The organism is Mesorhizobium loti (assembly GCA_014189435.1).
Taxonomy (GTDB): domain Bacteria; phylum Pseudomonadota; class Alphaproteobacteria; order Rhizobiales; family Rhizobiaceae; genus Mesorhizobium; species Mesorhizobium loti_G.
The window spans coordinates 2,161,924-2,187,191 of sequence record CP050293.1 but is presented as its reverse complement, the minus strand read 5'-3'; the positions used below and the strand labels follow the sequence as shown (position 1 = coordinate 2,187,191).

The window sequence follows — 25,268 nt, the reverse complement described above, 5'->3', positions numbered from 1 at the left end:
CTACTCCTGCGGCCGGCCGGGTTCGAAATATCGCCCGGGGAACTCGATGCCCATGGCGCGCAGATCCTCGAGGAACCGCGGCCGGATGCCGGTCGCCTCGTAATAGCCGAGGATCTTGCCGTCGGCCTCCATGCCGGTACGCACGAAGCGGAAGATCTCCTGCATCTGGATGACATCGCCTTCCATGCCGGTCACCTCGGCGACGCTGGTCACCTTGCGCTTGCCGTCGGACAGGCGCGTCAACTGGACGATCAGGTCGAGCGCACTGGCGATCTGGCTGCGGATCGACTGCACCGTCATCGGCATGCCGGTCATGCCAAGCATCTGCTCAAGCCGCGAGATGGCGTCGCGCGGCGTGTTGGCATGGATGGTCGCCATAGACCCTTCGTGACCGGTGTTCATCGCCTGCAGCATGTCGAAGGCTTCCTCGCCGCGGCACTCGCCGAGAATGACGCGATCGGGGCGCATGCGCAGCGCGTTCTTGACCAGGTCGCGCTGCTTCAGCTCGCCATGGCCTTCGATGTTGGCCGGCCGCGTTTCCATGCGCGCGACATGCGGCTGCTGCAATTGCAGCTCGGCCGCGTCCTCGATGGTGATCAGCCGCTCATCTTCCGGAATGAAGGCCGACAGCGCATTGAGCATGGTCGTCTTGCCGGTGCCGGTGCCGCCCGAAATGATCGTCGTCTTGCGGGCATGCACGGCCGCCGCCAGCACTTCGGCCATGTTCTGGGTGATGGCGCCGAATTCGACCAATTTGTGCAGGCCGAGCTTGTTCTTGGAGAATTTGCGGATCGACACCAGTGGTCCGTCAACCGCAACCGGACGAATGGCAGCGTTGAAACGCGAGCCGTCCAGCATGCGGGCATCGACCATCGGTTGCGATTCGTCGACGCGGCGGCCGACCGCGGCAACGATCTTGTTGACGATGCGCAAGAGATGCGCCTCGTCCTTGAACGGAATATGGACCGGCTGCAGCTTGCCCTTCTTTTCGACAAAGCAGTTCAGGTGGCCGTTGATCAGGATGTCGTTGATGTCGGGGTCCTTGAGCAGCGGCTCGAGCGGACCGAGACCGACCATCTCGTCGACGATGTCGTCGACCAGCGCATCAAGCTCGATGGTGTTGATCGCCATCCGCTCCTGCTTGGTCTTTTCCGACACGAAATCATGCACTTGCCGGCGCATCTCATCCTTGGGCAAACGCTCCAGCGCGACAAGATTGATCTCCTCGAGCAGCAGCCGATGGATGCGCACGCGCGCGTCAAGCACCTTGTTGGCATTCTTTGCCGGCGCCGCTTCCGGCTTTGCCGGCAAAGCCTTGCGGTTCGTCGGAATGACGACGGCATGATGGGCGACCGGCATTAGCTCGGCAGTGCGCTGCGGACGCGCATCGCGGTTCTGCAAGGTGGAAAAGCGGCTGGTCATCCGGCCTTCCTCTTCAACAATCCACGGCCCATGCCAAACAGCGAGCGTGATTTCGCCCGGGTTGGGATCGCTTCCTCCGGCAGGATGATCTTCTTCAGATCGTTGATGACATTGGCGTTCGGATCGATCTCGTGCAACGGCACGCCGCGATCGACCGCCTCGCGCACCAGCCGGTAGTTGTTGGCGATACCACCGACGAAATGCTCGCCGAGGATTTCCTGGACGTCCGCCTGCTTGATGCCGTTGTCGAACATCTTCTGTTCGAAGCGATTGACGATGACGTTCGGCTTCACTTCCTTGCCGGCGGTCTCGTAGACCGCCTGGATCAGCCGCTGCGTATGGCGCAGGCACGGCACCGTCATTTCCGCGACGATGTAGAGCTTGTTGGAACCGAGCAGCACCGTCTCCGTCCATGGAAACCAGGTGCGCGGCATGTCGATGACGACATTGTCGAAATAGGCCGAAACCAGGTCCAGCATGCGCACCACGACATCGGTCTTGAACGAGCGCATTTCCGAGGGATGCGTCGGCGCCGCCAGCACACAAAGCCCGCTGGCGTGCTTGGACAGCATCACGTCGAGCAGTTGCCGGTCGAGGCGCTCGGGCTGGTTCTCGATTTCGGTGATGTCGAAGCGCGGTTCGAGGTCGAGATATTCGGCGCAGGCGCCCTGCTGGAAATTGAGGTCGACGACGCAGGTCGAGGCGCCGCGCGTCACCGAATGATGCAGCTGGAAAGCGGTCTGCAGCGCCAGCGTCGTGGTGCCGACGCCGCCCGCGGCCGGCATGAAGGTATAGATCTGCGACTCGGTGTTTTCTTCGCGCCCGGGCCCTTGCAGCGCCCGCACCACGGAGCGCACGAGATCGGCGGTGGTGATCGGCTTGACCAGGAAATCCGCGACCTTGAGCTGCACGAGGATGCGCACCGCGGCCGCGTTGAACTCCTGCGTGACGACGACAACCGGCACCTTGTCCTCCAGCCGGCGCATGATGCGCTGCAGCGACTCGACCTCCTCCAGCCTAGCCGCATCCATGTCGACGATGATGGCGCCGAAGTCGGTTTCCTGGATCTCGCCGCGCAGCTCCGTGACGTTCTTCTCCACTGAAGAGAGCTGGATGATCTCGGAGGCGGCGAATGCGGTTCGCGTGTCCTGCACAAAGGTCCCGTCGGTCGATACGAGCAGGATCTTCCTGGTCTTGATGCCGTTTGCCATTCTATCAGCCTGTCAGGTCGCCCGATGGACCAGTTGCCGTTGAATCAGTTGCTCGTGGTGGATTGCGACGCCTTCGCACCGGCTGCCTGGTCGGGTGTGACAGCCGCCGCGCTGCCTCGCTGGGCGGGCACCAGAAGCCTGGTGTTCTGGACCCCGTATTTCCAGGGATCGACCATCTGCATGACGGTGTTGGCGGCCTGCGCTTCGCCGGCGCCGATCGTCGGCCCTTCGCTGCGCACATAATCGTCGCTGGTGCAGCCGGCGGCAAAACCGGACAGCAGCAGGGCTATGCTCGATCTCAAGACCAGACGCATGGCTTCAGTCCTTCGGCAGGTCGAGGAAATGCCCGACAGTGGTGACGGCAGCCGGCTGCGCGACACTGCCGTCGGCCATTGCCAGCGCGCGATTGGCGTCGGACGTCTTCACTTCCTCGGTGTTGTTGAGAAAATAGTCGGCGTTGCTGGCCGGCTGCGTGCCGTCGGTCGGCTCGACGAGCTTCTTCGACGGATCGACCGGCTTGACCAGATAGGGCGTGACGATGATGACCAGGTCGGTCTCGCGCCGCTGATAGGATTTCGAAGAGAACAGCGCCCCAAGCACCGGCATCTTGCCGAGACCGGGAATGCGCGAGGTGGTGATGTCGTTTTGCGACTGCAGCAATCCAGCGATCATGAAGCTCTGGCCGTTCTTCAGGTCGACCGACGTCCTGGCGCGGCGCACGATGAAGCCGGGAACCGAGATGGTGCCGATATTGTAGGAGGCCGAGGCGTCGATCGAGGAGACTTCCGGCGCGATGTCCAGGCTGACCAGCCCGTCCTTCAGGACGGTCGGCGTGAAATCCAGGCTGACGCCGTATTTCTTGTAGCTGACCGAGATCTTGCCGTTGTCCTCGGAGACCGGGATCGGGAACTCGCCGCCGGCGAGGAAACTCGCCGTCTGGCCGGACCGGGCGATCAGGTTCGGCTCGGCCAACCGACGGGCAAGACCGCGTTCTTCCAGCGCCTTGATGGCGATATCGATCGACACGCCATTCGACAGCAACCGGCCGATGATCTCGCCGGTACCGGCCGTCGGCACTGTACCCGGATCGAGCGAGACGTCGCGGCCACCAAGGCCATAGGCGAAATTGGCGGCGTATTTGGCGCCCAGATCCTGGCCCGCCTGGCGGTTGATCTCGACGAAGCGGACGTTGAGCTGGACCTGCTGCGACGACGAGATGTTGACCGAGTTGATGACCTCCTCGGTGCCGGAAAAGCGCGTCGCGATCTTGTTTGCCTTTTCGGCTGCGACCGCGTCATCCGCCTCGCCCGACAGCACGACCCGGCCATTGGCCGAGCCGACCTTGATCCTGGCATCCGGCACGCTGGCGCGAATGGTGCTGGCCAGTTGGTCGGTGTCGAGCGTCACCTCGATGTCGATGGTGCCGACAAGCTGCTTCTTCTCGTCGAACAGCGCGATACCGGTGGTGCCGAGATTGTTGCCCAGCACATAGAAGGATTTGTCGGTCAGCGGGTTGACGTTGGCGATCTCCGGGTCGCCGATGACGATCTGGTAGAAGGCGGCACTGGTCATGATCGTCTTCGGCTTGCCCTTGGCAACCTTGATCGACGCATTCTTGGTCGACGACACATAGACGATATCGTTGTCGGCCCTGGCGCAAGTGCCGAAGGCCAGCATCGCGGCGGCAGCCAGCGAAGCAGCGGCGGCCACGGTGCGCAAAACGCGCAACCGTCCCATGACCCGATATGTGATCAGCCCAAACATTGTCCCGTCCCTCACCCAGTCCCCACTGGCTTCTATTTCTGGTCCGGCGAAGGAACCTGGTATTCCTCGGCCTTTGTGCCGCGCGTTACGATGACCGTCTTGAACTTCGGTTTCTCCGGCTCTTTCACCACGGCATCGAACAACGAACTGGCCGCGGCCTGGACGTTCGAGGCGACCGATCCACCGAAGGAAGAGATGGTGGTGACGCCGTTCTTGCTGTCTCCGCCTTCGCTGGAGGACCGAAGCGACAAGGACAAGGTGCCGACGGTGCGGGCAAGCGCCACTTTCTGCGCGCCGTCGGTCGTCACCTCGATGGTCACGGAATTGGAAATCTGCGGCGTGGTCTGACGCTCGTCGGCGCCCTGCCCGACGCTCAGCACCTTGGCATCGGCGACAACGATCTCGGAGGTGACGGTGGAACCGGCAGCGCCCTGAGCGTTCTTGGCCACTTCCTGGATTTCGCCGGCATCGCGTGTCAGCACGACATCGACCCGGTCACCCGGCGTGACGAAGCCGCCAACTCCGGCGATCTCGTCGGTGCGGATGGTCACCGCCCGCATTCCGGGCGTCATCATGTTGGAGAGCGTCGCGCGGCCATTAGGCCCGGACAGCTTGGTCAGCAGCACGGGTTCGTTGACCTCGATCGGCGACAGCACCACGCGGCTGCCGTCGGCGAGCAACGCATTGATGGTGGTGAAGGCGCCCTGCGGCACGGACCCTTCCGACCACGGAATTTCGCTAAGCTGCGCCCGGTCGAGTTCCATGCCGTAACGCAGCGGCGCATTCGCCACCACGATGGTCTTGAACTCTACCTTGGGCACAACAGGTGCCGGGATCGACGCCGTCTTCTCTTCGGAATCGGCCTTGGCCTGGCTTTTGACCCAGAAATCCGCGGCAAAGATCGAGATCGCGCCAAAAACGGCGGCGATGCCGATCATCGATATGGCCTTGCCCCTCACGCCGAAACCCCTGATGCCCGCAGTTTCTTGTTTTGTTGGGCTTAACCCTAGGCGGCATTGTTAAAGAATCAGGAATTTTGCGCGGTGGTATTAGATCTATTTCCGCCGGCTTGGTTATCGAATGGTTTTGGGGTAAGAGGGGCCAGATCCCCGAACGGAACAGGAACCTCGGTCGCTTGGCGCTGAAAAGCGTGGCAGTATCGCGAGGTGATTCGCAGCACCGGACCCTATGGCAGGCATGGACGACAACAACGATCTCTTCGGCAATATGGACAAGCAGCCGCAGCCGGCTCGCCCGGCGGATCCGCTGGTGCAGGCCACCAAGCTGGTGCAGGCCACCAAGCGTCCTGCCGCGACCAAGGATGGCAGCGAAGGCTATAGCGCCGCCGACATCGAGGTACTGGAAGGGCTGGAGCCGGTGCGCCGCCGGCCAGGCATGTATATCGGCGGCACCGACGACAAGGCGATGCACCATCTGTTCGCCGAGGTCATCGACAATTCGATGGACGAAGCGGTGGCCGGCCATGCCACCTTCATCGATGTCGAGCTCTCGGCCGACGGCTATCTCGCCGTCACCGACAATGGCCGCGGCATCCCGGTCGATCCGCATCCGAAGTTCAAGAAGCCGGCGCTCGAAGTTATCATGACGACGCTGCATTCGGGCGGCAAGTTCGACTCCAAGGTCTACGAGACATCGGGCGGCCTGCATGGCGTCGGCGTGTCCGTGGTCAACGCGCTGTCGGACCATCTCGAGGTTGAGGTCGCGCGCGGCCGTCAACTCTATCGTCAGCGCTTTTCGCGCGGCGTTCCCGTGACCGGCCTGGAGCAGTTGGGCGAGGTCCACAACCGGCGTGGAACAAAAATCCGCTTCCACCCCGACGAGCAGATTTTCGGCAAGGGCGCGGCGTTCGAACCGGCGCGGCTCTACCGGATGACGCGCTCGAAAGCCTATCTGTTCGGCGGCGTCGAAATCCGCTGGACCTGCGATCCGTCACTGATCAAGGAAAAGGATCAGACTCCGGCCAAGGCTGAATTCCATTTTCCCGGCGGCCTGAAGGACTATCTCAAGGCATCGCTCGGCGACGATTTCCAGGTGACGCGCGAGATTTTCGCCGGCAAGAGCGAGAAACAGGGCGGCCATGGCTCGCTCGAATGGGCGGTGACCTGGTTCGGCGGCGACGGTTTCATCAATTCCTACTGCAACACCATCCCGACCGGCGAAGGCGGCACCCACGAGGCCGGCTTCCGCAACGTGCTGACGCGGGGCCTGCGCGCCTATGCCGATCTCGTCGGCAACAAGCGCGCCTCGATCGTCACCTCCGAAGACGTCATGATCTCGGCGGCGGGCATGCTGTCGGTGTTCATCCGCGAGCCGGAATTCGTCGGCCAGACCAAGGACAGGCTGGCGACGATCGAGGCAATCCGCATCGTCGAGACCGCGATCCGCGATCCGTTCGACCATTGGCTGGCCGACAACCCGCAGGAAGCGTCGAAGCTGCTCGAATGGGTGATCGCACGCGCCGACGAGCGGGTGCGCCGGCGCCAGGAAAAGGAAGTGTCGCGCAAGAGCGCGGTGCGCAAGCTGCGGCTGCCGGGCAAGCTCGCCGACTGCACGCAGAATGCCGCGGCAGGCGCTGAACTGTTCATCGTCGAAGGTGACTCGGCCGGCGGCTCTGCCAAGCAGGCGCGCGACCGCGCCAGCCAGGCCGTCCTGCCGCTGCGCGGAAAAATCCTCAACGTCGCCAGCGCCGGCAACGACAAGCTTGCCGGCAACCAGCAAATCTCGGACCTGATCCAGGCGCTCGGCTGCGGCACGCGGTCGAAATACCGCGACGAGGATTTGCGCTACGACCGCGTGATCATCATGACCGACGCCGACGTCGACGGCGCCCACATCGCCTCGCTGCTGATCACCTTCTTCTACCAGGAGATGCCGGCACTGGTGCGTGGCGGCCACCTTTATCTCGCAGTGCCGCCGCTTTACTCGATCAGGCAAGGCGGCAAGGTCGCCTATGCCCGCGACGACGCGCACAAGGACGAGCTCCTGCGCACCGAGTTCACCGGGCGCGGCAAGGTCGAGCTTGGCCGCTTCAAGGGCCTGGGCGAGATGATGGCCGCGCAGCTCAAGGAAACCACCATGGACCCGAGGAAGCGCACGCTGCTCAGGGTCGATGTGAACGAAATCGATTCGGCCACCAAGGACAGGGTCGATGAGCTGATGGGCACCAAGCCGGAAGCCCGCTTCCGCTTCATCCAGGAACGTGCCGAATTCGCCACGGCGGAAGTGCTGGATATCTAGCCGCCAGCCGGTCCATAACAAGGCTCCAGTTGCGGAGACGAGCATGTGACCTGGGCGCGACTGAAAACCTATTTCGAAACCAGTCTGGCCGGGTTGGCGCAACCGACGCGCTCGGACTGGATTTTTGCTCTGCGCACCGTTTCGGCCGGCCTGATTGCGCTGCTGGCCGCCTATGCGCTGAAGCTCGACCACCCGCAATGGGCCATGATGACGGTGTTCATCGTCGCCCAGCCGGTTGCCGGCATGGTGCTGGCGAAGGGCTTCTACCGGTTGCTCGGAACGCTTGTCGGCGGCGTCGCGGCGATCGGCATCACCACCGTTTTCGGCACCGGCCCCTGGGTGCTGGTGACGGTGCTTGCCGTCTGGATCGGCATTTGCACCTTCGTCTCGTCGCTGCTGCGCAATCCCGAAGCCTATGGCGCCGCCCTTGCAGGCTACACCGCGATGATCATCGGCCTGCCCGCCTTCGGACAGCCGCACCTTGTCGTCGACCTCGCTGTCGCACGCTGTGCCGAGATCGTGCTCGGCATTGTCTGCGCTGGCCTGACCAGCCGGCTGATCCTGCCAAAACTGGCAAGCGACGCCATCATCTCGCGGTTGAAACGCTGCATCCTCGATCTCGCGACATACGCGGGCGGCGCGTTCTCCGGCGGCGATCCGGCAACGCTGTCCGGCCTGCACCGAAAGCTGGTCACTGACACCCAGACGCTTGGCGAAATGCGCGCCTATGCCAGGCTCGAGGCGCCGAGCTTCGCACCGCGTGCCCATCCGGTCCGGCGCACCATAGGACAGCTGCTCTCGGCGCTGTCGGCGGCACGCGCGCTGCATTCGCACGCTGCCCCTAAGAACGCCGCACTCATTCCGGTGCGTTCGGAGTTGCAGGCCCTTGTCAGCGAACTGGCGGCCAAGCCAGGCGCGCTGGATGACACCGCACCCTGGGTGGCGCGGCTCGACACCATCTCGGCCAAGGCCAGGCAGATGCCCGATGCCTCGACCGACCAGGGCGACGACAGGGTCGGTACCATCACCCGGCTCACCATCGCCGCCGATTTCGCCGAGGCGCTCAAGCAGGTGCTACGCGGCCTCGACGCCTTGCGCGCGCCTGCCACGCGCCCGGTCCGGGGCAGCAGGCAGCCTGCGCTGGTGGTGCATCGCGATTACCCCGGCGCGTCGCGCAACGCCGTGCGCGCTGCCCTTGCCACGCTGCTGGTCGCGGCCTTCTGGCTAACCACCAAATGGTCGGAAGCGGCCGGCACCGTCATTCTCGTTGCCGTCGTATCAAGCCTGTTTGCCGCTCGCCCCGATCCCGTGCAGGTGGCCTGGGGCTTCTTCAAGGGAACGCTGCTGGCGCTGCCCTTTGCCTTTCTCGTCGGCCAGATCGCGCTGCCCGCTTTGCCCGGCTTCGGCTGGTTCATGCTGTTTGTCGTGCCTATCCTTGTACCGACAGCGCTGGCCATGGCCAACCCGCGCTATGTCGGGGTGGCGACGGCCTTCGCCATCAATTTCCTCGCCTTCCTCAGCCCGCATCAGGCGATGATCTACGATCCCGGCCCGTTCTTCGCCGGTTCGGCGTCGATCCTGGTCGGGATCCTACTGGCGATTGGTGTCTTCATCGTCGTGCTGCCCGCCGATCCATGGCTCGCGGCCAACCGTATCGTACGCGCCATGCGCGAGGATCTGGCGCGGCTTTGCCTGCATGAGCGGGTGCCGAGGCGCTCGGCCTTCGAGAGCCTCGCCTATGACCGCATCAACCAACTGATGCCGCTGGTGCAGAACGCCGGCAGGAAGGGCGATGCGGTTCTGGGCGGCGGCGTCGCCGCCGTCACCGTCGGCCTGGAGATCCTGCGGCTGCGCGACGCAAGCCAGGGCCATGCCATCCCGTCCGAGACCGCGCTTTCGATTGCCAATTTTCTAAGAGGGCTGGCGCGCGAACTTCTCTTCCGCGCTCCCGGCGATCCGCAGACCTCGACTGTCGCCGTCGCCCGCCAATATGCAGCTGGTATCGCCCAACGAAACGGTCCCGGCGAGATGCTGCAGATCGCGGCATCGCTGCGCATCATCGCCGCCGCGATGGAGGATTTTCCGGACTTCTTCGCGAGGGATAAAGGCTAAGCAGCCGCTATCGCCAGAGCGTGGCCCCGCGCATTCTCGCGCAGTGCATCGAGATGGATCGACTTGACCAGCGCGGCGAGATCACCCTCGGCGGACTGGCCACCCACCTCTTTCAGCATCAGCCAGCTGACCTCCTGCACACCGGCGACGCGCTTGCCATTAGCGACCTCGCGCCAGATCTTCAGCGCGCGCAGGATGATGGCGTGCGTGGCAGCTGCGAGGCCGGCGCTGCGGAACAGCGCCTGCAAGGCAACGTCGTGCCCGCCGGCCAGCAGCGCCCTCACCCTCTGTTCGGACTGCTGGCTGAGCGCGACCAGCGCCGAGCCGAAGAAATCGACCTTGCCATGCGCGATGGTGCGGATGAGGAAGCTCGCGGTGAGATCGCCGCGCAGCCTGAGATGCTCGATCAGTGCTGCATGTTCTTCCTGGCGCGTGCCCTCGATCAGCGTCACCGAGGCCTTGACGCAGGCGTCGCGCATGACGCGGTCGGCTCGCGCAGCGCCCATCAATGCCATCACCAGTGGCGACGTTTTCAACATCTCGCCGAGCTTGACGAGCAGCATATGCCGGCAGTCGGCAGGCAGCCTGATATCCGAAATCAGCGCCTCGCGCACCAGGGGCAGATGCCCGTGCCGTTCGGCCATGCGGCGGAAACTGAGCGAAGCGATGTCGGCGCCGCTGTTGGCGAGCAGCACGGCACAGGCCTCCGCCTCGCCGATCTCGGCGATGGCCGCCGACAGCGCCATCGAGACAACAGGCCGGTCGGCGATCAATTTTTGCGTCGCCTTCGGACTTGAGGCCACGCGGTTGATCAGATCGGCGTCGGTGAGCAGCGGCGAGCGCGCCAGCACCACGCCGGCGACTTCCGGCTGGTCGGAGGCCAGCACGCTGATGATCTGCAATGGCGCGTGGGGGCTCATCGACAACGCCTCGGCCATCGCCAGTCGCACCTTCGACGAGGCATCGTCGAGCAGCAGCGTCAGCGCCGCCTCGGCGGCACAGCGGTCCTCGAATGGCAGGTCGGAATTGACGTAGGCTCGGGCCAGCGCGCTGGCCGCGGCGGCGCGCTCCGACACCCTGGCCGTGTAGATCCATTTCAGGAAATGCGAAACAACAACCATGCCCGTCTGCTTACGCCCCTTGCCAGAAGGTTCTGGCCCCGGTCAGGACCGTAGGCAAAATTGGTTTACGAAGGGTTCACCATGTTCATTAACTGGCTTGCGAGCCCTGAATGCAGCGCCTATCAACCGTCAAACGGTGAAGGAGACAGAAAATGGCCGGGCTTTATCTCGAAGAGTTCGTCGTCGGTCATGTCTTCCAGCACACGCTGCGCAAGACCGTAACCGAAAGCGACAACATGCTGTTTTCAGTGATGACGCTGAACCCGCAGCCGCTGCACATCGATTTCGATTTTGCCGCCAAGAGCGAATGGGGCAAGCCGCTGGTCAATTCGCTGTTCACGCTCGGCCTGATGATCGGTATTTCGGTCAATGACATCACCGTCGGCACCACGGTGGCCAATCTCGGCATGAAGGAAACCGTGTTTCCGCATCCGGTCTTCCATGGCGACACCATCCGGGTCGAGACGACAGTCATCTCGGTGCGCGAGTCGAAATCGAAACCCGATCGCGGCATCGTCGAATTCGAGCATCGCGCCTACAACCAGCATGGCGATCTCGTCGCCAAATGCACCAGGCAAGCGATGATGCTGAAGAAGGCGATCTGACGCATGCGTTCGCTGCTGTTCGTCCCGGGCGATTCACAGAGGAAGCTGGAGAAGGGCTTTGGCGCCGGCGCCGACGTGGTCATCGTCGACCTTGAAGATTCCGTGGCGCCGCACAACAAGGCGCTGGCGCGCGAGGTGGCGGCGCGCTTCATTGACGAACACAGGGCGCAAACCAATTCGGCGATCTATGTCAGGGTCAACGACCTGTCGACCGGGCAGACGGATGACGATCTGGCGGCGCTCGTTTCAGCCAGGCCGGACGGAATCATGCTGCCGAAATCGAACAGCGGCCAGGATGTCCAGCAGCTTTCGGCCAAGCTGAGGGTGCATGAGGCCGAAAACGGCCTGCCCGACGGTGCGATAAAGATCCTGCCGATCATCACCGAAACCCCGGCAGGCGTGCTGGCGGCCGCGACCTATGCCGGGACGAGCGCGCGGCTTGCCGGCCTCACCTGGGGCGCGGAAGACCTGTCGGCGGCGATCGGCGCGCGCACGGCCCGCGACGAGCATGGCCACTACACGGACGTGTTCCGCCACGCTCGCACCATGACCATACTTGCCGCTGGTGCTGCGGAGGTCATGGCGATCGATACCGTCTTTCCGAATTTTCGCGACATGGCCGCCTTCCAGGCGGAATGCATGGAAGCCGAGCGCGATGGCTTCACCGGCAAGATGGCGATCCACCCCGATCAGGTGCCGGTCATCAACGCCGCCTTTACGCCGTCACTCGAGGCGATGAGACAATCGGCGGCAATCGTCGCCGCGTTCGCGGCAGCGGGAAATCCCGGCGTCGTCGGCATCGACGGCAAGATGTACGACCGCCCGCATCTGCGGCTGGCCGAACGACTGCTGGCGCGGGCAAAGGCGGCAGGTGTTTCGGCTTAGTCTCAGTCCCGCGCCAGCACGATGATCCGGTCCTCCGGCAGATAGGCCAGCGCTTCCGACTTCAGCGGGTTGACGGTGACGCCGCCCAGCGCCCGCTGGTCGGCCTCTCCGGCGCGGATGCGCCGGTAACCGATGGCGATTTCGCCGCGCAACCGCGCCGATTCCGCGATCGTCCAGAAGGTCACTGGCTGGTCGATGACGACATAGTCGGCGACCGGACGCATGTAGATTTCGGAGCCCTTCTCGTCGAGCAGGTCATCGAAGATCGCGGCGAGGTACTGGTTTTCGGACGCCTGCGCCAGCATCAGGCTGACCAGCCGGTTGCTGACGACGAAATCATCGGCCTTGGTCACCGCCGCAAGCTCTCGGTTGCGCACGTCGATCATCTCGCTGACGATGCTGATATGCATGCCGGCATCATCGGCGATCTTGCGCAGATGCAGCAGCGTCACCAGCGTGCGCGTATCGGCGGGTTGCGCTGCCATGGTTTCGCTGTAGCCGAGGACGAGCACGTGGTCGTAGGAAGGCACGTCCAGGCTTGCCAGCGCGGTGCTGCTCGACGTGTCGGTGACGCGACAGGAGGCCGCCAGATTGTCGCCGACGACCGGCAATTCGGCAACTTGCTGCTCGAGGCCTGATGTATCCGCGGCGATGGTCAGGATCGAACCAGGCGCGACGTAGCGCGACAATTCATAGGTGATGATCGGACCGCGCCGGTTCCAGCCGAGGATCAGCGTGCGCTCCGGCTTCGCCTCGATGGGACGCGGACCGAGGATCGCCGCAGCGTTGGTCTCGACCCGGGCACTTCCCAGCTTTATCGCGGCATCGTCCTCGGCGATGATAATGGCGCGCATGTCCTTGCCGATCACCAGGTCCGACGGCGGGTTGAGATTGACACGCCCCTCGCGATCGCAAAGCCCGATCAGCGCGCAGTGCTCATACGCCATCACCGCCTCGCCGAAGGTCTTGCCGGAGAGATCCGGCTGCTCGGTCGTGTAGATTTCGCAGCCGTCGAAATCGAGCAGCTCCGAATAGACGCCGCTGAGACCCGACTGCCGGCTCGAATGGACGACGATGCGCGAGATGAGCTGGTCGGCCAGCACGAGCTGCACCTCGGCTCCGCCGACGACACGGGCGACCTCGGCGTTCTTGCCATCGCGGATCTCGGCGGCGATGTTGTAGGGGTCGGTGCGCCGGCTCGGGTCGTTGACCAGCGCCAGAACCGTCTTGATGACCTGCGAATCCGGATCGTCGCCGTCCGGCGACAGCACGATGACCGACCGCGAGGTCTGCGGATTGACGATGGCCAGATCGTAGAGATCGGTCGGGTCGCCGCTGCGGCAGATGATGCGCGTGTTGCCCAGTTTGCCGACCTTGGCCGCGATCTCGTCCTCCATCTCGACCTTGTCCATATGGGCCATCACGACGATGCGCGGACGGCGGCGGCTGGCGTTGGCAATGACGAGTTCGGAAATGACGTCGAAGATCGACGGCGACCAGTTGAGGATGATGGTGTGATCGGCCTCCAGCACCCGCGAACGGCCCTTGCGCAGTTCGTCGAGCTTGCTGTCGACGCCGGCGCTGAGCACGCCGATAAGGGCCGACACGACGAAGATGCCGGCAAGCGTGACAAACAGCATAACGAGGCGGAAGGCCCAGCCTGTGTCACCGCCCATCGTGCCGGAATCGAGCGTGCGCATCAGCGATTCCCAGAACGCTTCGACAAAGTTCAGCGGCTCGCCGCCCTCCGGCGCGATGCGGGTCACCGCAAGGAAAGCCGCGGCAGCGATGATGATCAGCAGCGAAGCGACGGCGAGCCAGCCGATCAGCGCGATCGGACCGGCGGCCATGCTCTTGTCGAACCCGTAGCGCAGCCGGGTTCCCAGCGAATCTCGTTTCTTCATGTCGCCCGCGCCCCGCAATATCCCCAAGGTCGATGCGTAACCCCAATGCATCGCCGAAGCCGCTCTCTTAGCCTGTGTTCAGATAAAGGGGAATCGCTTTCGCGTGCTCACGGCTATGGAATCCACCGTCGCCGCGGACGGCAGCGGAACCCAAGGTCTAATCCTTGTCCCAGCGCGGCCGGCGCATCGAAAACACCTCGTCGACGCTGGCATAGTCCATGTAGCCGAGACGAGCGACATTGCCTGCCTTGGTGATGTCGAACAGGCCATCCCTAAGGAAGGCATCGTCGATATGCACGCCGACCACTTCGCCGGCAACGATGACGGCGCTCGTCGCCGATCCGTCCAGAGCCTTTGGCCGAAAGACTTCCGTCACCCGGCATTCGAGCGCGGCCGGCGCTGCCGCCACGCGTGGCGGCGCGACCAGCCGAGACGGCGCCATGGCAAGATCGGCATAGACGAACTCATTGACGCCGCGCGGTGCATTGACCGATGTTCGGTTCATCTTCTCCGCAAGATCGCGGCTGACGAGATTGGCGACAAACTCGCCGGTCTCCTGGGCGAAGGAGGCGCTGTCCTTCTCGCCTTCGGAGGAAAACCAGACGATGAACGGTCGCGTCGAGACGGCATTGAAGAAAGAATACGGAGCGAGGTTGATCTCACCAGCCCCGTTCAGCGTCGAAATCCAGCCGATCGGACGCGGCGCCACGATCGCCTTCGAAGGGTCGTGCGGCAGACCGTGGCCCTTTGAAGGTTCGTAGAACATTCAGCCCACCCACGGCCCCGAATAGTCGCCGTAAAGCTTTACCGGATCCGGCCGCGGCCGCTCCGGCGCCGGGCCGGCATAGGAGCCGATATGGATGAAGCCGATGACCCGCTCCTGCGGCGCCAGTCCCAGCAGCGCCCTGCCCTCCGGCACATCCGAATACCAGTTGCTGATCATGTTGGTGCCATAGCCCAGCGCATTGGCTGCTATCATCAGGTTCATCGCCGCCATGCCGCCCGACAGGAACATTTCCCATTGCGGGATTTTTGGATTCTCCCTGGGGATGGACACGACGCCGATCACCAGCGGCGCGCGCGAGAACCGCGCCAGTTCCTGGTTGCGGCGGCCTTCCGGCAAGGGCCCCTCCCGCTGCTCTGCAAGGGCTGCCAGTTGTCTGCCGATCTCGACGCGGGCGTCGCCACGGTAGACAATGAAGCGCCAGGGCTCAAGTCGGCCATGGTCGGGCACCCTGGAGGCGGCCGCGACCATCGTCGCGATCTCCGCATCGCTCGGCGCTGGTTCCTTCAGATCAGGGATCGGCGCGGAGTTTCGGGTCAGCAGGAAATCGATGATCGGCGACGCCATGGGCGCAAGTCTCCTAGACATTCTGTTTTGAGCTGAAGCGCACCATCGGGAATTCGGGCGGCTCGGGCATTGGCGCGGGATACGCCGGACGGAAGAGTCGTATCGATCGGACTCTTAAGCCTTGAAATTGCCACCGCCATGGGCTTCAACGCAAGGCATGTTTGAGGGGACTGTCCGTCTTTTCCTGGTCTGGCTCGGCGCCCTGCTGTTCATGGCGCCGGTTTCGTTCGCCGTTGCACAGAACGTCGACGGTGTCAGCGACCTGAAGCTTCCGGGAATTTCCAGCTATGCGACGCCGAAAGGCGAGACGTCACTGGCGCTGAGCGGCGGCGGCGCCATCACACTCTCCGCCCAGTTGACCGACAAGGGTTCCGACATCACGCGCGGCATCGTCTGGCGTGTCTTCAAGCCCGAAGCCGTCAACGGCAAATTGCCGATGGTCGCCTCCTCCCATGGCGGCACCGCCGTCTTCCAGCTCGAACCCGGCAGCTATCTGGTTCATGCCTCCTACGGCCGGGCCGGCGCCACCAAGCGCATCACCGTCGGCAAGGACGCCAAGCGCGAGAGCCTCGTGCTCGACGCAGGCGGCCTCAAGCTCGACGCCGTGCTGTCGGGCGGCGTGCGCATTCCACCGAAGAAACTGCGCTTTTCGATCTACGAGGGCACCGCCGAGGCCAACGGCGACCGCGCGCTGATCATTCCCGATGTCGAGCCCAACAGCGTCGTGCGGCTCAACGCCGGCATCTACCATGTCGTCTCGACCTATGGCGCGGTCAATGCGGTCATCCGCTCCGACATCCGTGTCGAGGCCGGCAAGCTGACCGAAGCGACCGTCGAGCACCACGCCGCCGAGATCACGATGAAGCTCGTGCGCGAAACCGGTGGCGAGGCGATCGCCGACACGTCCTGGTCGCTGCTCAACGAGTCCGGCGATCCGATCAAGGAAACCGTCGGCGCCTTCGCCTCGATGGTGCTGGCCGAGGGCGACTACACCATCATCGCCAAGAACCGCGACCGCATCTACCAGAAGGATTTTACGGTCGTAGCCGGGCAGAACCAGGAGATCGAGGTTCTGGCCACCGAGGCCGCGGCGATGGATCCCGAAGAAGGCGCGGATTAGTTCGCAATTCCACCAGAAGAATCAAGTGTCTGCGTCATCCTCTGAACCGGCAGGATAATCCTGTCCGCCGTAGAGCACGCGCAGGATGACCACGGTGCCACCGTCGACCCGGAAAACGATCGACACGCGGCGTTCAAAGCCGACGATGCGGACGCCGGGGCCAACGGTGTCGCGCACGGTCCCGCGCTCCGGGAAGGTGGACAGCGCCATGCACGCAGCCTCTATGCGGTCGACATAGTCGCCGGCACGCCGACTCCCGCTGTCGTTTTCGATGTAGTTGTAGATGGCGAAGAGGTCGGCTTGGGCCGCCGGTCTGAAGACGACCTTATGTGTCACGCTTGGAGGCCTTCATGCGGTCCGCATGATGGGCGCGCAGCGCTTTGAAGACGTCTTCGGCCGGGATGTCCGGACGCGGGTCGTCAAGGGCCTCCTGGACCTTGGCGCGCATGATCGCGGTGATGGTCTGCTCCTCGCGGTCGAGGGCGCGCAGCGCGGCGCGCATGACCTCGCTGGCCGAGTCGTAGGCACCCGACGCCAGGCGTGCGTCAACGCTGGCCTGCTGGCGGCCGAGGGTCACAGTGATCGGTTTGCTGGTTCTCATGGCAAGTTCTTTCCTTGCCCCGATATATATAGCAGGTGACGTTACAGTGTCATACTATTTTTCGCAACGGCCGGCCAAGACTCGGCCCCTGTGAGCCGGATATTTGTTTGCTCAAGCCGCCAGCTTGGTTCGCGCCGGTAAGAACGGAATCCGACGGCGCGCCACAACTGGCGCCAGGTCGAACACGCCGCGGTAAAGCCGGTCGAGCAGCGCCTTGCGGTCGCGCAACGGCTCCAGCTCATTCCAGCTCAGCACATCGCCGACGCGCACGTCTATCGCCTTGCCGGACAGCCGCGCGAATTCGTGGATGAGCAGCGACATGCGCAGCGTCAGCGAGGCCTTGCCGACGAATTTCGCCACCCGGCCGTCGCGCTCGGCCATGTTCATCGGCCCGCTGACCAGATGGAACAGCCTGCCGTTCTGCCCGGAAAAATGCATCGGGATGACCGACGCCTTGGCGTCCTGGACGAGACGGGCTGGAAACATCTTCCACGGCAAGTCGCGTGCACGGCCAAAGCCCTTCGGCGCGGTGGCGACACCGCCGGCCGGAAACACCACGATGGTGACACCCTCTTTCAGCAACCGCACCGCTTCGTGGCGCACGGCCATGTTGTTCTTGAGCGCGTCCTTGGTCTCGGAAAAGTCGATCGGCAGCGAGTAAGGCTCCATCTCGCGGATCTTGAGTAGGTCCTTGTGGATCATCACCCGGAACGGGCGTCCGAGTTGCTCGACCAGCGACAGCACGGCAATGCCGTCACCGATGCCGAACGGATGATTGGCGACGATCACCAGCGGCGTATCCGGCAATTGCGCCGGCGGCCATTGATCCGATGTCCGCACCCGCACGTCGATCAGGTCGAGCATGCGGCTGAACACGCGTTCGCCGGTCGGCACGACCTGGCGGCGCCAGAAATCATAGAGCGCGGTGTAGCGGTCGCGGCCCGACAGGCCTTCGACCGAGTGAATGAACCAGCGCGTCAGCGCCGGCTGGCGCGGATTCGCATAGGAAAGCTCGGGAAAGGGTCGTTCGCGCAATTTCAGCTTGAGCATAGGGGCTCGTTACAAGGCCGGCGTGACAGGGATATGAAAATGGCGGTGGATCGCTCCACCGCCATTTGGTCGAAACTATGCCAATCAGGCCGCGCGTTTGCGCCGGCGGTCGGGCGTGATCGCTTCTTCGGTCAGTTGCGCGATCGCCTGGTCAAGGCCAAGCGATTCCTGGTCGCGTGAGCCCAGCCGGCGCATGTTGACCGTCTGCTCCTCCGCCTCCCGCTTGCCGCAGACGAGGATGACTGGAACCTTGGCCAGCGAGTGCTCGCGGACCTTGTAGTTGATCTTCTCGTTGCGCAGATCCGCTTCCGCCAACAGCCCCGCGGCCTTCAGCTTTGCCACCACCTCGGTCGCATAGCCGTCGGCGTCGGACGTGATCGTCGCCACCACCACCTGCAGCGGCGCGAACCACAGCGGGAAGTGGCCGGAATAGTTCTCGATCAGGATGCCGAGGAAGCGTTCCATCGAGCCGCAGATGGCGCGGTGCACCATGACAGGCTGCTTCTTCTCGGAATCCGAGCCGATATAGAAGGCGCCAAAGCGCTCCGGCAGGTTGAAGTCGACCTGCGTCGTGCCGCACTGCCATTCGCGGCCGATGGCATCCTTCAGCACATATTCGAACTTCGGCCCGTAGAACGCGCCCTCGCCCGGATTGATCGAGGTCTTGATCCGATTGCCGGATCTTGCCCTGATCGTCTCCAGCACGTTGCCCATGATCGCCTCGGCATGGTCCCATGCCTCGTCGGTGCCGACGCGCTTGTCCGGCCGTGTTGAAAGCTTGACGCTGACTTCTTCGAAACCGAAATCGGCATAGGTCGACAGGATCAGATCGTTGATGCGCAGGCATTCCGCCGCCAACTGTTCCTCGGTGCAGAAGATATGCGCATCGTCTTGAGTGAAACCGCGCACGCGCATCAACCCGTGCAATGCGCCCGACGGCTCGTAACGGTGCACATTGCCAAATTCTGCAAGTTTTACGGGTAGATCGCGATAAGACTTCAACCCATGCTTGAAAATCTGCACATGGCCCGGACAGTTCATCGGCTTCAACGCGAAGACGCGGTCGTCATCGGTGTCGTCGCCGGCGACCGTCACCTTGAACATGGCGTCGCGATACCAGCCCCAGTGGCCTGACGTCTCCCACAGGCTCTTGTCGAGAACCTGCGGCGCGTTGACCTCCTGATAGCCCTGCTCGTCGAGACGCCGGCGCATGTAGTTGACCAGGTTCTGGAACATCTTCCAGCCCTTGGCGTGCCAGAAGACTACGCCCGGCCCCTCTTCCTGGAAATGGAACAGGTCCATCTCGCGGCCGATCTTCCTGTGGTCGCGCTTCTCGGCCTCCTCCAGCATCATCTGGTAGGCTTCGAGCTGCGCCTGGTCGGCCCAGGCCGTGCCGTAGATGCGGGTCAGCATCGGGTTGTTCGAGTCGCCGCGCCAATAGGCGCCGGCCACCTTCATCAATTTGAAGGCGTTGCCAATCTGCCCCGTCGAGGCCATATGCGGGCCACGGCAAAGGTCGAACCAGTCGCCCTGCGCATAGATCTTGAGATCCTGATCCTCGGGAATGGCGTCGATCAGCTCCAGCTTGTAGCGTTCGCCCTTGTCGGCAAACACTTTTTTGCCTTATCGCGCGACCAGACCTCTTTGGTGAACGGCTTGTTGCGCGCAATGATCTCGCGCATCTTCTTCTCGATCACCGGAAAATCGTCAGGCGTGAACGGCTCGTTGCGGGCGAAGTCGTAATAGAAGCCGTTCTCGATCACCGGCCCGATGGTCACCTGCGTTCCCGGCCACAATTCCTGCACGGCTTCAGCCAGCACGTGGGCGGTGTCGTGGCGGATCAGTTCCAGGGCGCGCGGGTCGTCGCGGGTGACGATCTCGACCTTGCCAGACTTGCCGAGCGGATCGCTGAGGTCGCGCACGACGCCGTCGATCGAGTAGGCGACCGCCTTCTTGGCCAGCGATTTCGAGATCGATTCGGCCAGGCCGGCACCAGTCATCGCTGCGTCGTATTCGCGGACGGAGCCATCGGGAAATGTCAGGGAAACGGAATTCAGCATCATGTATCTCCTATCCAGTCCCGCAAACGAGCGCGGGTGGTTGAAATGCATGTCGCCCAAAAATGGTTTTGGAGATACGACATGCAAAGAGTAAGCCGGATGCGTCCGGCAGCGGGCGGGTTTTAGAGGCAGTGCCGGCCCAGGTAAAGAGCGCTGACTGGTGTAGCTTAAGGAAATGTCGCCAAGATGTCGCAGGCCCGTCACCCAGGCTTGCGGATAGCCCCGCAATCGTCTGGAATTGCCGACATGGAAGACGCAACACCCAGCCGAACCGCCCTTGGCGTCGCCCGCATGAGGGCACTCCATCAGTTTTCACCGCAGGCAGCGCTGTTTCGCGATCCCTTCGCGATCCCGATTCTGGGTGAGGCTGCTCCCGCCGCACAAGAGCTTGAGCAGGAAGACGAACGCAGCCGGCGCATGCGCCTGTTCGTGACCGCGCGCGCCCGCTTTGCCGAGGATTGGCTGGCAGCGGCGGTGCGTCGCGGCATCAGGCAACTTGTTGTGCTTGGCGCGGGCCTCGATACGTTTTCGCTGCGCAACCCGTATCCGGATCTCAGCGTGTTCGAAGTCGACCACCCGGCCACGCAAGCCTGGAAACGCAAATGCATCGCCGATAGCGGCCTTGCCGAGCCACCCGCTACCAGATTCGTGCCGGTCAATTTCGAGCGGCAAAGCCTGTCCGCGGAACTGGTTGCGGCCGGTTTGCAGTCGACCGAGCCGAGCTTCTTCATCTGGCTGGGCGTTGTTCCCTATCTGACGAAGGAATCGATCTTCAACACGCTGTTCTGGATAGCCGACGTCCCCGGCTCGGAAGTCGTGTTCGACTACAGCGAACCGGCTGAGAACCGCGATGCGGCGGGAAAGGCCGCCCTCGCCTTCCATGCGGCGCGTGTCGCTTCTGTCGGGGAGCCATGGATCAGCTTCTTTGTTCCGACAGAACTGGCGAAATCCTTGGGTGAGTTCGGCTTCGACGAGATCGAAGACATCGAGAGCGGCGATATCGCCGCCCGCTTTTCCGGGGCGCCGAAGGGAATGACGAACAATTCCGGCGGCCACATCATCCGTGCCCGCCGAACCGCCTGAGACTCATTTCACCAGCAGCGGCAGATCCTTCAGGAACGCGGCCCGGGTCTTGAGGCCCTTCGGCATATCGGTGCGGTTGGTGTCGACGACAAGCCGCGCAAAGACGATCTTGCGGCCATCCTTTTGCGCCCAGCCGACGAACCAGCCAAGCGAGCGCTTGTCCTGGACCTTGTCGGCGTCGTTGCGCAGCCTGGTGCTGCCGGTCTTGCCTTGCACCGTCCAGCCTCCGGCCTGGAAGGTCGGGATGATGGCCGATGTCATCTCGTAGGCCCTGGCCGAGACCGGCAGCTTGCGGGCCAGCAGCTTGCGCAGGAAATCGACCTGCTCGACCGGTGTGATCTTCAGGGAAGAATTCACCCAGGACTGGGTCAGACCATCATTCTTGCCAGGATTGCCGGAAACGTCGGCGTTGCCATAGTCGAATTTGGAGACATAGGAGGCAAAGCTTTCCGACCCAAGCTTGCGGGTGATTTCCCTGGAGAACCAGATAATCGAATCGCGCTCCCAGATCACCGGATCGACGGTCTTCTGGTCCCGTTTCACCGCGTTGAATTCAGGCTTGTAATCCCAGCTCGGCGTGTGCTCGTCGTTCAGGATCCCGCTGTCATAGCCGATCAGCGACAGCGGCACCTTGAACGTCGATGCCGGGCTGAACCTCTGGTCGCACATCCCATCCTGGTAAAGCGCCTTGCCGCTCGCGGCATCAACGATCAGCGTGCAATGCACATCCCCCAGCGGTGCCGATTGAGCGCGCAGCGGAAATCCCAGCAGCCAGGCGAGCAGGAACAGGATCCCGGCAAAGATGAAGGGAAGACGGTCGAAATTGCGCATTTTCTGCTCGCTCCAGAAGGGGGTTCGCGAGCGGCTTAGCGGGGTCTCTTGTCTCGATTTTGTCTCAAATGCGCAGTCTTTGTGCAGGCTTGTATTAACCCTACCAGATCGTAAACGCGCAGTGCCGCCGGGAGATGACCGGCGCCATCAGCCCGCTTCGCCACGCTTGCTGCCGATCCGCCAGTACCGCCACGGCGTGAACCAGAGATAGCGCTCCGCCAGCGCTTCCGGCACGCGGTCGATGCCATGCGTGCCGAATGGCCCACAGCGCAGCACGCGGAAAAATCCCATCCAGCCGCCGGCCCACAAGCCATGGCGGGCTATCGCCTCATGCGCATATTCCGAGCAGGTCGGCAGATGCCGGCAGGAATTGCCGACAAAGCCGGACAGCGTCAGCTGGTAAAGGCGCACGAGCGACGTGCCGAGCAGGCGGCCCGGCGTCTTGCGCCACGGGCCGGGCCAGTTGCGGCCGCGCTTTGGCGGTCCGGCACTATGGGCATGCCCATGTTGGTCGCGCACCACAGTCTCCGTATCGCGTTGCCCAAGCGATAGATGTGGGCTTCGTCAGGAGAACGCAATCCCCGCTCCTTGCGCGCTCCCATCCTCACGAGCGGAAACGGCGAAACGGCTGCCTGTCCGTCGAAGGCGCCCAGCGGCCGGAACAGGTCGGCTCTTCGCGGCGTTTTTCACGCTGTCTTTCGTCGCGCCATTGAAACGTTGCGATCCGCATGACATCGCCAAAGATGCTCAGCAACTGGATCATGATCGGTCTCCTTTGACATGGATTAGACCGCCGCTGGCCTTCGCCTTCAAACGAGTATAATTTCCACTTCGGATAATCCTGGGTTATGCGAATGAAGCGCGGACGCTTGCCGCTGACGGCATTGAGGAGTTTTGAGGCGGCTGGCCGGCATCTGAGCTTCAGCAGGGCCGCCGAGGAGCTTTTCGTCTCGCAGGCGGCAATCAGCCGGCAGATCCGCGAACTCGAAACCTTCCTGCGCCAGCCCCTGTTCGAACGCCATCATCGCCGTGTCGAACTGACCGACGCCGGCCAGCGTCTGCTGGATCAGCTCGTCAGAAGTTTCGACGCCATCGACACCTTGCTTGGGGACCTGGTAGCGACGCCGGCGCAGTCCGTGGTTCGCGTCAGTGTCGAGCCGTCGCTTGCATCCGTGTGGCTGGTCCCCCGGCTCAATCGATTTCGCCAATTGCGGCCCGATATCGACGTCTCTCTCGAAGTCGATCCAAGGCTGATCGAGTTCCGCAGCGATCAGCCGGAGCTTGCCTTGCGCTTCAGTGCGCATGCCGCCTCGTGGCCGCGCAGCCAGGCTGAGCGGCTTGCCTCGACAGTCGATTCGCCGGTTCTGTCGCCGGCGCTGCTTGCCTCGGGCCCTGCCCTCGAGAAGCCCATCGATCTTCGTCGCTACACGCTTTTGCACGAGGAGAACCGTCAGGGTTGGGCGCGCTGGTTCGAAGCCGCTGGCGTACCGGCCGATGCCGTACCGGCGCGGGGTCCGATGCTGGCGGATGCGTCGCTTTCAAAGCAGGCCGCCCTGCTCGGACACGGCGTGGCGCTGGGCGATCTCTTGCAGATCGGCGGCGAAATCGCATCCGGCGCTCTGATCAAGCCGTTCGACATCGATGTCGCATCCGGCGCCTATTGGCTGGTGGCCAGAAGCTTGCGCGATCTGTCCGAGCCGGCCGCCGCGTTCGCCGACTGGCTCAGAAGCGAGTTCGCCGAAAGCAGACGGGTGCTGGAAGCGCAGGCTTGAACCCTACCGGCCGGGCTCCCGCTACTTTGTCTTCTTGCTATATTTTTCGAAGAGTTTGTCGAGCTCATCCGCGGCCGGAAGCTCGCCCGGCGAGGCTTCTCCCGGGTTGAATGTGAGGATGACATCGCGCCACATATCGTAGTGGGCGGCATATGATGTCAGCCTGGGAAATGGCGCGCAGCGTGCGATAGCCCGGACGGCGGACTCGGCCACCTTGTCCAGCGGCGGCGTTACAGGGCTGACGATTTTTGGCGGGCCGGCGAGTGACCCATCCTTGTTCAGGCTGATCTGAACGCGTGCAACGCTTCTGGTGTTTGCAGGTATGTTCCAACACACCTGGATGGCCTTCATGAGGTAGTCGCCGATATCCCGCTGGATTGCCATGTCAGCGTCGGCGCGGCTCGAGCCGCCGCCCGACACGAGTGAAACGGCAAGGCTGGAGGCGAACACCAGGCTCCGGAAACAACGATTTCGCTTGCCATCGCCAACCCCGCGCACCGTGGAAAGAGCAAATCCCAAGGTCAGGCCGCTTCTTCGGCGCGCTTCTTCTCGATCTGGCCGATTGCGTCGACCACGGCATCGAAAGTCAGCATGGTCGAGGCATGACGGGCCTTGTAATCGCGCACCGGCTCCAAATATCTGAGGTCCGCGAAGCGACTTCGTCCGGCGGTGCGCCATTTTCCTTCAGCATCTTTAGCATGGTGTCGCGCACCGCGCGCAATTCCTCGGCACTCGCGCCAACGACATGCTGCGCCATGATCGAGGACGACGCCTGGCCGAGCGCGCAGGCCTTTACGTCATGGGCAAAGTCCGTGACCACGCCATCGCGCATCTTGAGGTCGACGGTGACGGTCGAGCCGCACAGCTTGGAATGCGCCTTGGCGCTCGCGTCGGGATGATCGAGACGACCGATGCGGGCGATGTTTCCGGCAAAACCGAGAATTTTCGCATTGTAGACGTCGTTTATCATTATTTTCCAATCCGTCGCCGCCAAGCGAACAGCGATTGCCGCTGTCGTGTCTTCCTTTCGCTCGTCATGACCATATATAATGCTGGCAGTCCGGTATCGACAAGACAACGAAAGCCAGTGTCCTTGCCGGGAAGTTCACGCCACTTAC

23 protein-coding genes and 2 pseudogenes are annotated in these 25,268 nt (G+C 63.2%); 7 read left to right on the top strand and 18 right to left on the bottom strand.

The genetic code is table 11. The features are described 5' to 3' along the window. The 5 genes from HB777_10515 to cpaB are packed head-to-tail and all read right to left on the bottom strand — an operon-like array spanning nt 1 to nt 5,335. Nucleotides 1–1,422, bottom strand: a complete 1,422-nt coding sequence (locus HB777_10515; protein ID QND64298.1) for a CpaF family protein — start codon at nt 1,420–1,422, stop codon at nt 1–3. Continuing rightward, complete coding sequence (locus tag HB777_10510) at nt 1,419–2,633, bottom strand: response regulator (GenBank protein ID QND64297.1); 1,215 nt, start codon at nt 2,631–2,633, stop codon at nt 1,419–1,421. The genes HB777_10515 and HB777_10510 overlap by 4 nt, the downstream gene beginning before the upstream one ends. Nucleotides 2,634–2,677: 44 nt before the next feature. Then, complete coding sequence (locus HB777_10505; GenBank protein ID QND64296.1) at nt 2,678–2,947, bottom strand: hypothetical protein; 270 nt, start codon at nt 2,945–2,947, stop codon at nt 2,678–2,680. 4 nt (nt 2,948–2,951) lie between these two features. Next, the gene (locus tag HB777_10500) at nt 2,952–4,397 is read right to left on the bottom strand and encodes a type II and III secretion system protein family protein (protein ID QND64295.1); all 1,446 of its coding nucleotides are present in this window, start codon (nt 4,395–4,397) and stop codon (nt 2,952–2,954) included. Between the two features lie 32 nt (nt 4,398–4,429). Continuing rightward, nucleotides 4,430–5,335 carry a Flp pilus assembly protein CpaB gene (gene cpaB / locus HB777_10495; GenBank protein ID QND68727.1) on the bottom strand — a complete coding sequence of 302 codons (906 nt, stop codon included), beginning with the start codon at nt 5,333–5,335 and terminating at the stop codon, nt 4,430–4,432. Nucleotides 5,336–5,594: 259 nt separating this feature from the next. Between cpaB and parE the strand changes: the two genes are divergently transcribed. Both parE and HB777_10485 read left to right on the top strand, forming a co-directional pair. Then, nucleotides 5,595–7,655, top strand: coding sequence for a DNA topoisomerase IV subunit B (gene parE / locus HB777_10490; GenBank protein ID QND64294.1), 2,061 nt, complete (start codon nt 5,595–5,597; stop codon nt 7,653–7,655). 45 nt (nt 7,656–7,700) lie between these two features. After that, nucleotides 7,701–9,767 (top strand): FUSC family protein, encoded by a 2,067-nt coding sequence (locus HB777_10485; GenBank protein ID QND64293.1) that lies wholly within the window; start codon nt 7,701–7,703, stop codon nt 9,765–9,767. On the opposite strand, the gene HB777_10480 is transcribed toward HB777_10485, so the two are convergent. Further along, complete coding sequence (locus HB777_10480; GenBank protein QND64292.1) at nt 9,764–10,888, bottom strand: DUF2336 domain-containing protein; 1,125 nt, start codon at nt 10,886–10,888, stop codon at nt 9,764–9,766. The genes HB777_10485 and HB777_10480 overlap by 4 nt on opposite strands. A gap of 152 nt (nt 10,889–11,040) precedes the next feature. Here HB777_10480 and HB777_10475 point away from each other — a divergent pair, with 152 nt between their 5' ends. Together HB777_10475 and HB777_10470 are read left to right on the top strand one after the other, a co-directional pair. Next, a complete protein-coding gene (locus HB777_10475; GenBank protein ID QND64291.1) occupies nt 11,041–11,493 on the top strand; it encodes a MaoC family dehydratase in 453 nt (150 codons plus the stop codon). Nucleotides 11,494–11,496: 3 nt separating this feature from the next. Continuing rightward, entirely contained in the window at nt 11,497–12,378 is an 882-nt protein-coding gene (locus HB777_10470; GenBank protein QND64290.1) for a CoA ester lyase, read from the top strand. Between the two features lie 2 nt (nt 12,379–12,380). Here HB777_10470 and HB777_10465 read toward each other — a convergent pair whose 3' ends face one another. From HB777_10465 to HB777_10455, 3 genes are all read right to left on the bottom strand, one after another. After that, nucleotides 12,381–14,282: a hypothetical protein gene (locus HB777_10465; GenBank protein ID QND64289.1), complete on the bottom strand. Its 1,902-nt coding sequence runs from the start codon at nt 14,280–14,282 to the stop codon at nt 12,381–12,383. Between the two features lie 157 nt (nt 14,283–14,439). After that, the gene (locus HB777_10460; GenBank protein ID QND64288.1) at nt 14,440–15,048 is read right to left on the bottom strand and encodes a flavin reductase family protein; all 609 of its coding nucleotides are present in this window, start codon (nt 15,046–15,048) and stop codon (nt 14,440–14,442) included. After that, the gene (locus HB777_10455) at nt 15,049–15,633 is read right to left on the bottom strand and encodes a nitroreductase (GenBank protein ID QND64287.1); all 585 of its coding nucleotides are present in this window, start codon (nt 15,631–15,633) and stop codon (nt 15,049–15,051) included. A gap of 157 nt (nt 15,634–15,790) precedes the next feature. On the opposite strand from HB777_10455, the gene HB777_10450 reads away from it, so the two are divergent. Beyond that, nucleotides 15,791–16,753 (top strand): hypothetical protein, encoded by a 963-nt coding sequence (locus HB777_10450; GenBank protein ID QND64286.1) that lies wholly within the window; start codon nt 15,791–15,793, stop codon nt 16,751–16,753. A gap of 21 nt (nt 16,754–16,774) precedes the next feature. Here HB777_10450 and HB777_10445 read toward each other — a convergent pair whose 3' ends face one another. From HB777_10445 to thrS, 4 genes and pseudogenes are all read right to left on the bottom strand, one after another. After that, nucleotides 16,775–17,089, bottom strand: coding sequence for a type II toxin-antitoxin system RelE/ParE family toxin (locus HB777_10445; protein ID QND64285.1), 315 nt, complete (start codon nt 17,087–17,089; stop codon nt 16,775–16,777). Then, nucleotides 17,079–17,354: a type II toxin-antitoxin system ParD family antitoxin gene (locus HB777_10440; GenBank protein QND64284.1), complete on the bottom strand. Its 276-nt coding sequence runs from the start codon at nt 17,352–17,354 to the stop codon at nt 17,079–17,081. The genes HB777_10445 and HB777_10440 overlap by 11 nt, the downstream gene beginning before the upstream one ends. A 111-nt stretch (nt 17,355–17,465) precedes the next feature. Then, complete coding sequence (locus tag HB777_10435) at nt 17,466–18,404, bottom strand: glycerol acyltransferase (GenBank protein ID QND64283.1); 939 nt, start codon at nt 18,402–18,404, stop codon at nt 17,466–17,468. Between the two features lie 84 nt (nt 18,405–18,488). Then, nucleotides 18,489–20,464, bottom strand: a pseudogene (thrS, locus tag HB777_10430) (threonine--tRNA ligase). 246 nt (nt 20,465–20,710) lie between these two features. On the opposite strand from thrS, the gene HB777_10425 reads away from it, so the two are divergent. Continuing rightward, nucleotides 20,711–21,547: an SAM-dependent methyltransferase gene (locus HB777_10425; protein ID QND64282.1), complete on the top strand. Its 837-nt coding sequence runs from the start codon at nt 20,711–20,713 to the stop codon at nt 21,545–21,547. A 3-nt stretch (nt 21,548–21,550) separates the two neighbouring features. Here the strand turns inward: HB777_10425 and blaOXA are convergent, their stop codons facing one another. The 3 genes from blaOXA to HB777_10410 form a co-directional block, all read right to left on the bottom strand. Then, nucleotides 21,551–22,378 (bottom strand): class D beta-lactamase, encoded by an 828-nt coding sequence (gene blaOXA / locus HB777_10420; protein QND64281.1) that lies wholly within the window; start codon nt 22,376–22,378, stop codon nt 21,551–21,553. 147 nt (nt 22,379–22,525) lie between these two features. Further along, complete coding sequence (yidD, locus tag HB777_10415; GenBank protein ID QND64280.1) at nt 22,526–22,897, bottom strand: membrane protein insertion efficiency factor YidD; 372 nt, start codon at nt 22,895–22,897, stop codon at nt 22,526–22,528. A gap of 85 nt (nt 22,898–22,982) precedes the next feature. Next, nucleotides 22,983–23,141, bottom strand: coding sequence for a hypothetical protein (locus HB777_10410; GenBank protein QND64279.1), 159 nt, complete (start codon nt 23,139–23,141; stop codon nt 22,983–22,985). 91 nt (nt 23,142–23,232) lie between these two features. On the opposite strand from HB777_10410, the gene HB777_10405 reads away from it, so the two are divergent. Continuing rightward, the gene (locus HB777_10405; GenBank protein QND64278.1) at nt 23,233–24,150 is read left to right on the top strand and encodes a LysR family transcriptional regulator; all 918 of its coding nucleotides are present in this window, start codon (nt 23,233–23,235) and stop codon (nt 24,148–24,150) included. Nucleotides 24,151–24,171: 21 nt separating this feature from the next. Here the strand turns inward: HB777_10405 and HB777_10400 are convergent, their stop codons facing one another. Then, nucleotides 24,172–24,669, bottom strand: a complete 498-nt coding sequence (locus HB777_10400; protein QND64277.1) for a cell envelope integrity protein TolA — start codon at nt 24,667–24,669, stop codon at nt 24,172–24,174. Between the two features lie 2 nt (nt 24,670–24,671). Continuing rightward, a pseudogene (locus HB777_10395) lies at nt 24,672–25,120 on the bottom strand (iron-sulfur cluster assembly scaffold protein). Nucleotides 25,121–25,268: the final 148 nt, after the last annotated feature.